The following is a 12,442-nucleotide window of genomic DNA, read 5'->3' as shown; positions in this document are numbered from 1 at the left end:
TCGAAGAGCCCGATCGCCGCCTTCCTGGCCTCGATGTCGTGCTTCACCCTCAAGTCGACTCGCATAAAAAGCCTCCCATTTCTCGTGTCCAAGAAATGGGAGGCAGTTCAATCGTTCTAGGGGGCTTTTTGCGTTGGAGGGCTATCTATTGAGACGGAAAGGGCAGATTGAATGATCACGCACGTGCTTCATCGGGTCTCCCTAATTCATCTGGGAAAACAACTGCAAACGATTGCAAGTTACCGGTGAACGGTCGAAAACGACCGTTCGCCGATAATCTCAAAACTGGTTCAGACTGGTATTAAGTCAAAAAGACCAATTCACATATCTTCACAATGACCTGCAATTTTTCTACACGCTATTTTTAGCCGCCCTGCGTTGTTTAGACACGGAAAAAGATCCGATCTTTTGCCAAAGCATTTCGAAACGGTTTCAAAACCGCAGGTAGATGTGTTAACGACCGGTAAACGGTCGAAATATCACCGTGAGCGGTGCAAAAACGTTTTACTGTATGAATCAACGAAAGCGACCTCTTCTGGGGTGATATAGTGACAACAACACGTCACGTGGTTACTACCAGTTGAGAAACCACTGGTCTTCAAAGAACGCTTTCCAAGAAGCTTTAAGGGCGAGCGCCCGCTGGCTTCCGAAAATCATCGGACTCAGATCGTACACACCTTCGGAAGGGAAATTTGAATGGTTGGCTTTATTCTTACCGGTCATGGACAGTTCGCACCCGGTCTCGCAAGCGCTATCGCTATGGTTGCCGGTGACCAGCCCGCTTTTACCGTCGTTCCTTTTGAGGGCGATCAGGCTGCTTCCTACGGTGAGGATCTCCGCGCCGCTATTACCGCCATGCGCGAGGAGTGCGATGGCGTGCTCGTCTTTACCGACCTGCTTGGCGGCACCCCGTTTAACCAGTCGATGATGATTGCCCAGGATGTCGACAACGTCGAGGTTCTGACCGGCACTAACCTCCCCATGGTTATTGAGCTTCTGTTCCTCCGCGGCAATGCCACGCTCGCCGAGCTTGGCGAGCAGGCAGTGACCGTTGGCCAGACGGGCATCACCGCCCAGACGGTCGCATCCGTTGCCGGCTCCGACGAAGAGGACATCTTCGGCGACGAGGACGGCATCTAATGGCCGATTTCGGAGCCAACGTCCTGAGCTCCTCGGTCGCTCTTTTAGGCCTGCTTGTCATCATGGGCTTGATTTACACCATCTGGTCGCAAATCAACATGAAGAAGAAGCAGAAGTACTTCAAGGAGCTGCACACCGAGCTCAAGCCGGGTCAGGAGGTTCTTTTCGCCGGCGGTATCTACGGAACCGTCAAGGGCATCGAAGGCGAGAAGGTCCAGATCAAAGTCCGATCCGGAGCCGTCGTAGATGTTTCGCGTTACGCGATTCAGGAGATCAAGTAACTGTCGTCAGCAAATAGCGAAAGGAAGCTGATCAACATGGCAGAACCCAACATTCTTCTTACCCGCATCGATAACCGACTGATTCATGGTCAGGTTGCCACCCAGTGGAACTCCACTCTGGGCTCCAACCTCATCCTCGTCGCCAACGACGACGTGTCAACCAATACCATGCGCCAGAACCTCATGAAGATGGCCGCTCCCGCCGGCGTTGCTACGCGTTTCTTCTCTCTGCAGAAGACCATCGACGTCATCGGCAAGGCGAGCCCGCGCCAGAAGATCTTCATCGTGGCCGAAACACCGGAAGACGTGCTTACGCTCGTCAAGGGCGGTGTGCCTATAAAGAAGGTAAACATCGGCAACATGCACATGTCGGAAGGAAAGCGCCAAGTCGCCACCTCCGTCGCAGTTAACGACGAGGATGTCGCTGCGTTTAAAGAGCTGCAGGAATTGGGGGTGGAGCTGGAGATCAGGCGCGTTCCGAGCACGCCTGTTGAGGACACGAGCAAGCTCTTCTCGTAATCCTCGTGATCCACATTGTCAGGAGTGAAACCCTGACGTTCTGTACGTGATATCAAAAGTGCGTACATGCATTTTGAAAGGAGGAGCAAGATGGAATACTCGATCATCCAGGTCGCTCTGGTCTTCATCGTCACGTTCGTCGCGGCAATCGACCAGTTCAACTTCCTCGAGTCTCTCTATCAGCCCATCGTCACCGGCGCCGTCATCGGTCTTATCCTTGGCGACCTCAACACCGGTCTTCTCGTGGGTGGTACCTATCAGCTCATGACGATCGGCAACATGCCGATCGGAGGCGCTCAGCCGCCTAACGCCGTCATCGGCGGCATCATGGCAGCCATTCTCGCAATCGCCACGGGCCTCGAGCCCAACGCGGCAGTCGGCCTTGCCATTCCGTTCGCTCTGCTTGGTCAGCTCGGCGTTACCCTGGTCTTCACGCTTATGTCGCCGCTCATGTCCTCCGCGGACAACATGGCTCACAACGCTGACACCAAGGGTATCGAGCGTCTGAACTACTTCGCCATGGCTCTGCTCGGCCTGATCTTCGCTATCGTCGTCACCCTGTTCTTCATCGCTGGCGCTACCATCGGTCAGACCATCGCTTCCGCCATCCCGGCTTGGCTGCAGACCGGTCTCTCCGCTGCAGGCGGCATGATGCGCTTCGTCGGCTTCGCCGTCCTGCTCAAGGTTATGATGAACCGCGATATGTGGGGCTTCTTCCTCATGGGCTTTGGCCTCGCGATCATCACCGTTGCCAACGATTCTCTGGCAACTCCTGCCCTGCTCATCCTCGCTCTCATCGGCTTCGGCATCGCTTTCTGGGACTTCCAGCAGCAGACCGAGCTGAAGGGTGCAGCTGTTTCTGACGGAGGTGACTTCGAAGATGGCATCTAATGAGTATGTGATCCCGGAGCACTACGAGGATCTCACTCCTGCTCCGCAGCTCGACCAGAAGACCCTCAACAAGATGGCTTGGCGCTCCTGCTTCCTGCAGGCCTCGTTCAACTACGAGCGTATGCAGGCCGCTGGCTGGCTCTACTCCATCATCCCCGGTCTGGAGAAGATCCACACCAACAAGAACGACCTCGCGGCTTCCATGAGCCACAACCTGGAGTTCTTCAACACTCACCCGTTCCTCGTCACCTTTGTTATGGGCATCGTGCTTTCGCTCGAGCAGAACAAGGTTGACATCCCCACGATTCGCGCCGTCCGCGTCGCCGCAATGGGCCCGCTCGGTGGTATCGGTGACGCCCTGTTCTGGCTGACGCTCGTGCCTATCACGGCTGGCATCACCTCCAACATGGCCATCAACGGCAACGCCGCTGCGCCGATCATCTTCCTGGTGATCTTCAACGCCGTCCAGTTCGCACTGCGCTTCTGGCTCATGAACTGGTCCTACAAGCTTGGCACCAGCGCTATTGACGCTCTGACCGCCAACATGCAGGCCTTCACGCGCGCCGCTTCCATCATGGGCGTCTTCGTCGTCGGTTGCCTGGTCGTCACCATGGGTGGCACCCAGATCAACCTCCAGATTCCCAACGGCACCACCCGTGGCCTCTCCGCTACTACCGTGATCGTCTCCGAGAAGGATGCCGAGAACTTCACCGGTATGGAGGGCATCGATACCGAGACCGCTGAGGCCGGTACCATCGCCATGACCGATAAGGACGGCAACGCCCTCACCGCTTCCGATGCCGACGGCAACGCTGTCGAGTGCGGCGTCACCGATCTGGGCAACGGCATGGAGTCCGTGACCTACGGCACCGTTACCGAGGATCCGGTCAACTTCTCTGTTGCCGACACCCTCAACACCATCGTCCCGAAGCTCGTCCCGCTTATGCTTACGCTGCTGCTTTACTACATGTTCGCTAAGCACAGCTGGACCCCGACCAAGGGCATTCTGCTGCTCTTCGTCCTGGGCATCCTGGGCGCTGGCCCGCTTGGTCTCTGGCCGAGCATCTGGTAAGGCTCTAGCTTGAGGGGTGTGTCCCTACGCGGCTCACACCCCGACCCCTTAAGCCATGTGTATGTTAAAAGCCGCGTGCTCGAAAGAGCGCGCGGCTTTTGTTTTCTTGATGATTCGGATGTGGTAGACAGATAATGTTAACCACCCAAGGTAGTAGCCGAGTTTGAGAAAATGGGAGGATAGGATGGCGATCGGGGCGCGTAAGCAGCCGCTGTACGATCAGCTGGTCGATATTCTGACCGAAAAGATTGACCATGAATATCGCGCCGGTGACATGATTCCTTCCGAGCGCGAACTTTCGGAGCGCTATGGTCTCTCGCGCACCACGGTACGCCTGGCTCTGCAGGAACTGGAGCGTTTAGGACTGGTGGTTCGGCAGCACGGTCGCGGTACCTTTGTGACCGACCGTTCGGCAAAGGCAACCAATCTTATGCAGTCCTACAGCTTTACCGAACAGATGCGCGCGATGGGTCGCGACCCCGAGACCACGATTCTCGAGTTTTGCGAGATGGAGGCCGATAAGAATCTAGCCGAGCATATGGGATTGCATATCGGTGATCGCATTTTTAAGCTCAAGCGCCTTCGTTCTGCCGACAACATGCCCATGATGGTCGAACGCAGCTATCTGCCGGTTCGTCAATTTCTGTCCCTAAAGCGACCACTGCTGGAGAGTAAGCCGCTTTACGATGTGATTGAGCAGGACTTTCAGCAAAAGATTCGCGTGGCCGAAGAGGAGTTCTATGCGAGCATAGCCCGTCCCACCGATGCCCACCTTTTGGCAATTGTCGAGGGGTCGCCTGTGCTCGATTTGGTCAGGACTACGTATAACGAGTCAAACGAGGTTGTGGAGTATACGCTCTCGGTTGCTCGTGCCGATCAGTTTAAATACAAGGTTTACCACCAGCGTAGTAACTAGTGTTCGCATCGTTTCCATATGGTGATTCCTTGCATTTAACTGGTTACTACCAGATAACCAACCGAAGTGTATAATTGCACGTCAGAGGATTACTTCTAGAGAGAGGTATTAGAAATGTTCGAGAAGAGTGTCGAGGAGCTCACCGAGCTCGGCGCCCAGATCACCACGGCCGAGATTGCTCAGCAGCCCGAGCTTTGGCGTGATACGCTCAACATCTATCGTGAGAACAAGGAGGCCATCGAGGCCTTTCTGGCCGAGGCTCGCGCTATGGGCGAGGGCCGTCTGTCCGTCGTCTTCACCGGTGCCGGTACGTCTGACTACGTTGGCGATACCTGCGCCCCGTACCTGCGTCACGCTGGCAACACTGATCTCTACGACTTTAAGCCCATTGCCACGACCGACATCGTGAGCGCCCCGCGCGACTTCCTGCGTGCCGAGGATCCCACGCTTGTGGTTTCCTTTGCCCGCTCTGGCAACAGCCCCGAGAGCCTTGCCGCCGTTGCCGTTGCCAAGGAGCTTGTCCACAACGTCAAATTCCTCAACATCACCTGCGCTCCCGAGGGCAAGCTCGCCGTCGAGTCTGCCGATGATCCCAACGCGCTGACGCTGCTCATTCCGCGCGCCAACGACAAGGGCTTCGCCATGACCGGTTCTTATTCCTGCATGACCCTGCTCGCCACCCTTATTTTCGACACTGCCTCTGACGAGCAGAAGGCCGAGTGGGTCGAGACGATTGCCAAGATGGGCGAGGAGGTCATCTCCCGTGAGCCCGAGATCGCCGATTACCTCGCTGGAGACTTCAACCGCGTGACCTACTTGGGTTCTGGCTCCTTCGGTGGCCTTGCCCAGGAGAGCCAGCTCAAGATCCTCGAGCTCGCTCACGGCCTGGTTGCCACTTCTTACGACACTTCCATGGGCTATCGTCACGGACCCAAGTCCTTCGTCGACGACAAGACCCTCGTGTTCGTGTTCGTCAACAACGATGCCTACACCCGTCAGTACGACATCGACATCCTCAATGAGATCGGTGGCGACGAGATCGCTCAGCACACCGTTGCCGTTCAGCAGGATGGCGCTACTGTCTACGAGGGTGAGTCCTTCACCTTTAAGGGCTACGAGGCACTTCCCGAGGGCTACCTTGCTCTGCCGTTCGTGATGTTTGCTCAGGCTATCAGCCTGCTTAACTCCGTGCGCGTGGGCAACACGCCCGACACGCCGAGCCCCACGGGCACGGTCAACCGCGTGGTCAAGGGCGTGACGATTCACCCCTTCACCGCTTAATCGCGTCCCCCTGTAAGGGCGCCCGTCCGCTCGTAACGGCGGGCGGGCGCTTTTTGTTTTACGTGAGCTGGGTATAAACATCACCACAGTCAACTGCTTTAGAAGTAAGGAGTACATATGAGCACGTACGCAATTAAGGCTGACAAGTTCTTCTTGCCGGCAGGCCCGCAACTGGGCGGCTATCTTATGGTCGAGGACGGCGTCTTTGGCGCTTGGCAGGCCGACGAGCCCTCCTGCGAGATCAAGGACTACACGGGATCGTGGATCGCGCCGGGCATGGTCGACACCCACATCCATGGCTTCTATAACCATTCGACTACCGATAACGATCCCGAGGGCATCGATATCAGCTCGACCGAGCTCGCCCGTCGCGGTACCACCAGCTGGCTGCCCACGACGTTCACCGATGGCGTCGAGCAGATCAAGGACGCCTGCGCCGCCATCGCTCAGGCGGACGAAGGCCGTGGCCCCGACTTCTGCGGTGCTCGCATTCAGGGCATCTACCTGGAAGGCCCTTTCTTTACTATGAAGCACGTGGGCGCGCAGAACCCCGCTTATCTTATCGATCCCTCCGAGGAGGTCTTCGATCAGTGGCAGGAGGCTGCGGGTGGTCGCATCGTTAAGAGCGCCATGGCGGCCGAGCACGACGGTGCCGCTGCTTATGCGGCTGCTCTGAACGCCAAGGGTGTGGTGACCAGCATCGGTCACTCCGACGCCACCTACGATGAGTGCATCGCCGCCATCAACGCCGGTGCCAGCTGCTTTACGCATACCTATAACGGCCAGCGCGGACTGCATCACCGTGAGCCTGGTGTTGTGGGTGCTGCCATGTCCACGCCCGAGACCTACGCCGAGATCATCTGTGACGGCAAGCACGTAAACCCTGGCGCTATCAAGGCGCTGCTGCAGGCAAAGGGCTGGCAGCATACGGTACTCATCACCGACTGCCTGGGTTGCGGCGGCATGCCCGAGGGCAGCTACACCAGTGGCGGCATGGACGTCATCATGAAGGACAACCTGTGCTGGCTCGCCGACGGCAAGAGCATTGCCGGCTCGGTGCTCACGCTTGCCCAGGGCGTCAAGAACATCGTCGACTGGGGCATCGCCAGTGCCGATATCGCCATTCGCATGGCAACCGAGGTGCCGGCACGCTCCGTGCACATCGAGGATAAGTGCGGCAGCATCATGCCGGGTCGCGACGCCGACTTTGTCGTGTTCGACCATGAGCTCACCCTCGTCGAGACGTATGTTGGCGGTCAGAGCGTCGGTAACGCCTTTACCGAGTAACGATAGAAAAAGACGGCGGGTCCGAATCTGCTCGGACCCGCCGCATGGGTTAAACGCTCAAAAGTACCTTCACAGTTACAGCTTGTTAGCGATCTTCTTTACCGTGCGCTTAACGCCGGCCACCAGGCCTCCTGCAGGATGCTCCTTCTCGTATGCTAGGCGCTTCTCGCGCTTGGCGTACTCTTCGACGATGATGTCGCCATACTCGTCTTCGATCTTGTCGAAGAAGTCGACGGCGCCCTTAATTTCCTCAGCGGTCGGGTGTCCCTTTTGGACACCGCCGGTGAGTTTGAACGGCCCCCACGTATCAAAGCCGGGGCAGCCGTAGACACCCATAAAGATGGCCTGCCTCATGCGGCAGATGCCGTCGATATCCTTGCCATACCACTTGTTTTTGCCGCCGTAGGTCATAAGGCCAAACACCTTGTCCTGCGGCTGCAGCACGTTGGTGAGCACGCGTGCCATGTCCTTGTCGATCTCGGAGTAATAGATGCCCGTGGCGACACCGATCAGATGATATTCGTGCAGGTTGGGATACTCGTTTTTGCCGAGCGCCTTGACATCGAGGGTATCGATCTCGGGGTGTGCCTCGACGATGGCGTCCACGAGCTTTTTCGTATTGCCGTGATGGCGCGAGGCGTAGAGGATGATGGTTCGCATAAGAAGGCCTTCCAGCTGTAATTGCATCAATGTCTGTATGGTACCCCGTTGCATGGCTGGGATACCGGACACATCGTTGAGCGTGCGGGTTTGTCCTTTGGTCAGGGCCGAGACGGATACTTGCGAGCAAAAGCAGTTGTTCGAAAGGATGGGCAATGGTATACGTTCTCTCCAACGATTCGATTTCTGTTAAGGTGTCCACGGCTGGTGGTTCGTTTACCTCGATTGAGGCTGGAGGTCGCGAGTATCTGTGGCAGGGCGATCCCGCCGTGTGGTCTGGCCAGGCACCGATTTGCTTCCCGATTTGCGGAGGCCTGCGCGATGGCAGTGCCATGACGTTTTCCGGGTATCATGTGAAGCTCGCCCGCCACGGCTTTGCGCGCAAGCAGGAGTGGAAGCTGCTGAGCCAAAGCGCAAACGAGCTGGCTATGTGCCTGGCTTCGGAGGATAACGCCGCGCTGCTGAGAGATTATCCCTACCCGTTTAAGCTTGTCGCTCGTTATACGCTCGAGGACGCTGCCGTGCGCGTTTCCTATGAGGTGACCAACGAGGGCACCGAGGACATGCCGTTCTTTATCGGTGGACACCCCGGCTTTAGGTGCCCGCTCGACGAGGGCGAGGCCTATACGGACTACGAGTTGCGCTTCGAGAAGGACGAGGCTGCGGAGCTCTGCACCGCTGTCCCTTCGACTGGCTTGATTGACGTTACCAACCGCTCCAAGAACCCCATGGTGGGAAAGACGCTGCCCCTGTCGCATGAGCTCTTCGATTTTGCGGAGACCATCTTTGACGTGCTCGAGAGTCGTCAGGTCACGCTTTCCAAGAAGGGCGAGGACAAGGGCGTTCGCTTGAGTTTTGAGGGTTTCCCGTACCTCATCGTGTGGAGTAAGCCCGAGGGCGATTTTGTGGCAGTTGAGCCCTGGGGCGGCCTCTCGACCTGCTCCGATGAGGACGACGTACTTGAGCATAAGCGCGGCTGCCTTGTCGCCAAGCCCAAGGAGACTGTCGTTCGCTCGTTCACGATTGAGATTCTGTAATTCCGTTTTGTCGACTCGTATCGCGAGGCACAAGGAGCCCGCGAGATAAGGAGCTAAAATGATCCTCACCGTTACGATGAACCCGTCTGTCGATACGCGCTATCAGCTCGATGAGCTCATTATCGACGACGTCAACCGTGTGACGCCCGAAAAGACCGCCGGCGGCAAGGGTCTCAACGTGGCCCGTGTGCTGGGCCAGCTGGGCGACGACGTTGTGGCAACCGGTCTGCTCGGTGGCCATATGGGCGCCTATATGGCAGAGCTCATGGATGCTAACGGTATTAACAACGACTTTGTGCCCATCAAGGGCGAGACTCGCATTTGCCTCAACATCCTCCACGCCGGCAACCAGACCGAGCTGCTCGAGAGCGGTCCGACGATTGCCCCCGAGGAGCTGGATGCCTTTACCACCAAGTTTACCGAGCTGGCGAGCAAGGCCGACGTCGTCACTATTTCGGGTTCGCTGCCCCGCGGTGTCGAGGCAGACTACTATGCCAAGATTACGGGCATTGCCGAGAACGCCGGCGCCAAGGTGCTGCTCGATACCTCGGGCGCTTCGCTTGAGGCTGCCCTCAAGTCCGAGGTCAAGCCCGAGCTGGTCAAGCCTAACCTAACCGAGATCAACGGCCTTCTGGGCACGAGCTTTACCACCGACGATGTGGACGAGCTCCGTTCTGCGCTCGCCTCTGACGCCCGCTTCTCCGATATCCCCTGGGTCGTCGTGTCCATGGGCGCTGCCGGCTCCGTGGGCTTCCACAACGGACGTGCGTTCCGTGCCAAGACCCCCGATATCCCCGCCGTTAACGCTACGGGCTCTGGCGATTCGACCATTGCCGGCTTCGCGCATGCGATTGCTGCTGGTGCGGATGACGAGACGGTGCTGCGGACCGCCAACACCTGCGGCAAGCTCAATGCCATGGATCCCATGACCGGTCATCTGGTTATGGATCGTTGGGACGAGGTCTACAACGGCGTTGTCGTGACCGAGCTGTAAGAGCTTGGGCGTCGGCTCCGGCATCGGTTGTTTGCTTGTGGTTAGAGCCAACGACAAGTGCGGTACCATTATGCCGGGGCGCGACGCCGATACTGTCGTGTTCATTCCCGACCTTACCCTGGTCGAGACGTATGTGGGTGGCAACAGCTTTAGTAACGCGTTTGCCGAGTAGCCGCCAAAGAAACGATCCGAGAGGGGATTTAGATGATTTACGGTGCATTGGGCGATATCGAGGAGTACCGCGGAATGCTCAAGGGCCTCGACGTGCTGATCGACTGGCTCGAGGAGAACGACCCGGCGGAGCTCGAGGTCGGCAGCCATTCGATTCTGGGCGACAAGGTCTTTGCGAACGTCATGGCTCCCACGACGCGTCCCGAGGCCGAGGCTCACTATGAGACGCATCAGCGCTATCACGACCTGCAAATCGACGTCGAGGGTCGCGAGGCCTTTAAGGTCGCTACGGGCAGCCTGACGCTGGTCCAGGAGTTTGACGAGAAGGACGACTACGATCTGGTCGATTCCGACGCCTCGATCGCCGGCGATCTTGCCGACGACAAGTTCGCGCTGTTTGTTGCCGGCGAGCCGCACATGCCCACGCTCGAGTTCCCGGTCGATGGCGCACAGCCGGTCAAGAAAATCTGCTTTAAGCTGCTTGCAGACGCTTACTGGGAGGAGTAGCGAACTGCCCGACTGAGCTGTTCGTCTGATGGCGTGTTTCCCCTAAGGGAAGCACGCTACGACCCCGTTAATCGTGTTTCCCCTAGGGGAATCACGATTAACGGGGTTTCTGTTTTGAATAGGGGAGTTGACGCTGTTGCGATGCGTGGATTGGCACGCGCACTCAAAATCGGCAACAAAAAAGCCGCCCGAAGGCGGCTGTCTTGTGCAATGGAGCCAGCGACCGGGCTCGAACCGGTGACCCCCGCTTTACGAGAGCGGTGCTCTACCAACTGAGCTACGCTGGCGACCATGTGATGACGCAACTGAGACGTCAACGGCTGTCTATGATACGGGACATCGCAAATCCGCGCAAGGGTTCTGACGGCTTTTCTCACGTTAAATGCACTAATCATTCAAGCCGGGATGTGCCTGGTTGCCTACAACTAGGTAGAAAAACGCCCGTCGGCGGTGTGCCGGCGGGCGCTGCTGTGCGATATGTTGCGTTATGAGCTTAGTGCCTCATAAAGTGGTATTCGATCACATTGCTGTAGGGATGACCCGGGCCCACGATGCCCTGCGGGAACAGCGTCTGGTGCGGCGTGTCGGGGTACATCTCTGCCTCGAGGGCAAAGCCGGCGCCCCAGCCGTAGTTGGCATCGTCCTTGGCGTGCTCGTCGCCCAGCCAGTTGCCGGTGTAGAGCTGCACGCCCGGGGCGGTGGTGTAGTAGTCCAGCTCACGGCCGGTCCACATCTCCTCGACGTGCAGGGCACGGCGCAGATTGCGGCCGTACTGATAGCCGCCAATGCACAGGCAGTGATCGTAGCCGCGTGCCTGCTTAATCTGCGGATGGTCGGCCTCCATGCCAGGCGCGACGGGGCGTAACTCGCGAAAATCAAACGGTGTTCCCTCGACCGGAGCAATCTCGCCAGTAGGAATGTTCTGGTCGTCGATGGGCAGGTAGTGGGCAGCGTTGGCAACAAAGAAGTGCTCGCAGTCCATGCCGGCATTATGACCGGCAAGGTTAAAGTACGTGTGGTTGGTCATGGACACGTACGTGGCACGGTCGCTCTCGCAGCCATACTCGATACGGAAGCGGCCGGTGTGCGTCACGGTAAACACGGCCGTAAAGGTGCGGTTGCCGGGCAGGCCCAACTCGCCATCCTCAAGTGAGGTGGTCATGCGCACGGCGTTGTGGGCCTCGTCGAGCTCAACATCCCACACGCGCTTGTGCAGGCCGTGCTCAAGATCGCTGTGCAGGTTGTTGGCGCCCTCGTTGGCGGGCATATGCCAGTCCGTACCGTCGATGGTGATCGTTGCGCCCGCAGTGCGGTTTGCCACGGGGCCGATGGTCGCGCCAAAGCAGGCGGGGTTGTCAAAGTAATCCTCGAGCTTATCGAAGCCCAGCACCACATCGCGCACGTTGCCGGGAATGTCGGGCACATCGATACCCAGCACGGTGGCGCCATAGTCCATAATGCGAACGCAGATCTCGGGCCCGTTGAGGGTGTAACGATGAACGGGGGTACCGCACGGCGCGGTGCCGAAAAGCTCAGAAGTGATCATTTGGTTCCTAACATCGAGGTATTTCCGACAAACTGTAGCGCGAACAGGCGAGATTATCACTACATCCCACTAAAGCAGGGGGTATTTTTCTCAAAAAAGTGATGATTGGAGCTGTGCGGGCGTTCATTTTTGACGCGCAC

General features: G+C 57.8%; 14 protein-coding genes and 1 tRNA gene. 12 read left to right on the top strand and 3 right to left on the bottom strand.

All coding sequences use genetic code 11. The features are described 5' to 3' along the window. The first annotated feature begins 696 nt into the window (after window positions 1–696). The 8 genes from ACTM86_RS07960 to nagA all read left to right on the top strand — a co-directional run bounded on the left by ACTM86_RS07960 (window position 697) and on the right by nagA (window position 7,387). Complete coding sequence (locus ACTM86_RS07960; RefSeq protein WP_117743271.1) at window positions 697–1,140, top strand: PTS fructose transporter subunit IIA; 444 nt, start codon at window positions 697–699, stop codon at window positions 1,138–1,140. Next, the gene (gene yajC, locus ACTM86_RS07955) at window positions 1,140–1,421 is read left to right on the top strand and encodes a preprotein translocase subunit YajC (protein WP_022094612.1); all 282 of its coding nucleotides are present in this window, start codon (window positions 1,140–1,142) and stop codon (window positions 1,419–1,421) included. Before ACTM86_RS07960 ends, yajC begins: the two co-directional genes overlap by 1 nt. A 36-nt stretch (window positions 1,422–1,457) precedes the next feature. Further along, window positions 1,458–1,940 carry a PTS N-acetylgalactosamine transporter subunit IIB gene (gene agaV / locus ACTM86_RS07950; RefSeq protein WP_154514998.1) on the top strand — a complete coding sequence of 161 codons (483 nt, stop codon included), beginning with the start codon at window positions 1,458–1,460 and terminating at the stop codon, window positions 1,938–1,940. A 90-nt stretch (window positions 1,941–2,030) separates the two neighbouring features. Further along, window positions 2,031–2,831 (top strand): PTS mannose/fructose/sorbose/N-acetylgalactosamine transporter subunit IIC, encoded by an 801-nt coding sequence (locus ACTM86_RS07945; RefSeq protein ID WP_154514996.1) that lies wholly within the window; start codon window positions 2,031–2,033, stop codon window positions 2,829–2,831. After that, window positions 2,821–3,903 carry a PTS system mannose/fructose/sorbose family transporter subunit IID gene (locus tag ACTM86_RS07940; RefSeq protein WP_441016782.1) on the top strand — a complete coding sequence of 361 codons (1,083 nt, stop codon included), beginning with the start codon at window positions 2,821–2,823 and terminating at the stop codon, window positions 3,901–3,903. Before ACTM86_RS07945 ends, ACTM86_RS07940 begins: the two co-directional genes overlap by 11 nt. Before the next feature lie 184 nt (window positions 3,904–4,087). Next, a complete protein-coding gene (locus ACTM86_RS07935) occupies window positions 4,088–4,819 on the top strand; it encodes a GntR family transcriptional regulator (RefSeq protein ID WP_427794005.1) in 732 nt (243 codons plus the stop codon). A 114-nt stretch (window positions 4,820–4,933) separates the two neighbouring features. After that, window positions 4,934–6,100 carry an SIS domain-containing protein gene (agaS, locus tag ACTM86_RS07930; RefSeq protein WP_441016779.1) on the top strand — a complete coding sequence of 389 codons (1,167 nt, stop codon included), beginning with the start codon at window positions 4,934–4,936 and terminating at the stop codon, window positions 6,098–6,100. A 117-nt stretch (window positions 6,101–6,217) separates the two neighbouring features. Continuing rightward, window positions 6,218–7,387: an N-acetylglucosamine-6-phosphate deacetylase gene (nagA, locus tag ACTM86_RS07925; RefSeq protein ID WP_154514990.1), complete on the top strand. Its 1,170-nt coding sequence runs from the start codon at window positions 6,218–6,220 to the stop codon at window positions 7,385–7,387. 75 nt (window positions 7,388–7,462) lie between these two features. On the opposite strand, the gene ACTM86_RS07920 is transcribed toward nagA, so the two are convergent. Further along, on the bottom strand, window positions 7,463–8,047 hold the full coding sequence (locus ACTM86_RS07920; protein ID WP_229770598.1) for a flavodoxin domain-containing protein: 585 nt from the start codon (window positions 8,045–8,047) through the stop codon (window positions 7,463–7,465). A 155-nt stretch (window positions 8,048–8,202) separates the two neighbouring features. On the opposite strand from ACTM86_RS07920, the gene ACTM86_RS07915 reads away from it, so the two are divergent. The 4 genes from ACTM86_RS07915 to ACTM86_RS07900 are packed head-to-tail and all read left to right on the top strand — an operon-like array spanning window position 8,203 to window position 10,756. Continuing rightward, window positions 8,203–9,084, top strand: a complete 882-nt coding sequence (locus tag ACTM86_RS07915; RefSeq protein ID WP_441016776.1) for an aldose 1-epimerase family protein — start codon at window positions 8,203–8,205, stop codon at window positions 9,082–9,084. A gap of 58 nt (window positions 9,085–9,142) precedes the next feature. Next, entirely contained in the window at window positions 9,143–10,078 is a 936-nt protein-coding gene (locus ACTM86_RS07910; protein WP_441016773.1) for a hexose kinase, read from the top strand. A gap of 37 nt (window positions 10,079–10,115) precedes the next feature. Next, on the top strand, window positions 10,116–10,250 hold the full coding sequence (locus tag ACTM86_RS07905) for a hypothetical protein (protein ID WP_441053330.1): 135 nt from the start codon (window positions 10,116–10,118) through the stop codon (window positions 10,248–10,250). Window positions 10,251–10,282: 32 nt separating this feature from the next. After that, the gene (locus ACTM86_RS07900; RefSeq protein ID WP_441016767.1) at window positions 10,283–10,756 is read left to right on the top strand and encodes a YhcH/YjgK/YiaL family protein; all 474 of its coding nucleotides are present in this window, start codon (window positions 10,283–10,285) and stop codon (window positions 10,754–10,756) included. Window positions 10,757–10,967: 211 nt separating this feature from the next. On the opposite strand, the gene ACTM86_RS07895 is transcribed toward ACTM86_RS07900, so the two are convergent. Together ACTM86_RS07895 and ACTM86_RS07890 are read right to left on the bottom strand one after the other, a co-directional pair. Further along, window positions 10,968–11,043: transfer RNA gene (locus ACTM86_RS07895), tRNA-Thr, on the bottom strand. A gap of 206 nt (window positions 11,044–11,249) precedes the next feature. Beyond that, window positions 11,250–12,302 carry an aldose epimerase family protein gene (locus ACTM86_RS07890; protein WP_427747992.1) on the bottom strand — a complete coding sequence of 351 codons (1,053 nt, stop codon included), beginning with the start codon at window positions 12,300–12,302 and terminating at the stop codon, window positions 11,250–11,252. Window positions 12,303–12,442 lie beyond the last annotated feature (140 nt).

Source organism: Collinsella sp. HCP3S3_E11, from assembly GCF_052067375.1.
Classification (GTDB): Bacteria; Actinomycetota; Coriobacteriia; order Coriobacteriales; family Coriobacteriaceae; genus Collinsella.
This window is presented reverse-complemented; position numbering and strand designations above follow the sequence as displayed.

Bases quoted from the DNA above. Each gene is read 5' to 3' on its own strand.
- nagA (WP_154514990.1), top strand. From the start codon at position 6,218: ATGAGCACGTACGCAATTAAGGCTGACAAGTTCTTCTTGCCGGCAGGC.
- ACTM86_RS07940 (WP_441016782.1), top strand. From the start codon at position 2,821: ATGGCATCTAATGAGTATGTGATCCCGGAGCACTACGAGGATCTCACT.
- ACTM86_RS07900 (WP_441016767.1), top strand. From the start codon at position 10,283: ATGATTTACGGTGCATTGGGCGATATCGAGGAGTACCGCGGAATGCTC.
- ACTM86_RS07960 (WP_117743271.1), top strand. From the start codon at position 697: ATGGTTGGCTTTATTCTTACCGGTCATGGACAGTTCGCACCCGGTCTC.
- agaV (WP_154514998.1), top strand. From the start codon at position 1,458: ATGGCAGAACCCAACATTCTTCTTACCCGCATCGATAACCGACTGATT.
- ACTM86_RS07890 (WP_427747992.1), bottom strand. From the start codon at position 12,302: ATGATCACTTCTGAGCTTTTCGGCACCGCGCCGTGCGGTACCCCCGTT.
- ACTM86_RS07915 (WP_441016776.1), top strand. From the start codon at position 8,203: ATGGTATACGTTCTCTCCAACGATTCGATTTCTGTTAAGGTGTCCACG.
- ACTM86_RS07945 (WP_154514996.1), top strand. From the start codon at position 2,031: ATGGAATACTCGATCATCCAGGTCGCTCTGGTCTTCATCGTCACGTTC.
- ACTM86_RS07935 (WP_427794005.1), top strand. From the start codon at position 4,088: ATGGCGATCGGGGCGCGTAAGCAGCCGCTGTACGATCAGCTGGTCGAT.
- agaS (WP_441016779.1), top strand. From the start codon at position 4,934: ATGTTCGAGAAGAGTGTCGAGGAGCTCACCGAGCTCGGCGCCCAGATC.
- ACTM86_RS07910 (WP_441016773.1), top strand. From the start codon at position 9,143: ATGATCCTCACCGTTACGATGAACCCGTCTGTCGATACGCGCTATCAG.
- yajC (WP_022094612.1), top strand. From the start codon at position 1,140: ATGGCCGATTTCGGAGCCAACGTCCTGAGCTCCTCGGTCGCTCTTTTA.
- ACTM86_RS07920 (WP_229770598.1), bottom strand. From the start codon at position 8,047: ATGCGAACCATCATCCTCTACGCCTCGCGCCATCACGGCAATACGAAA.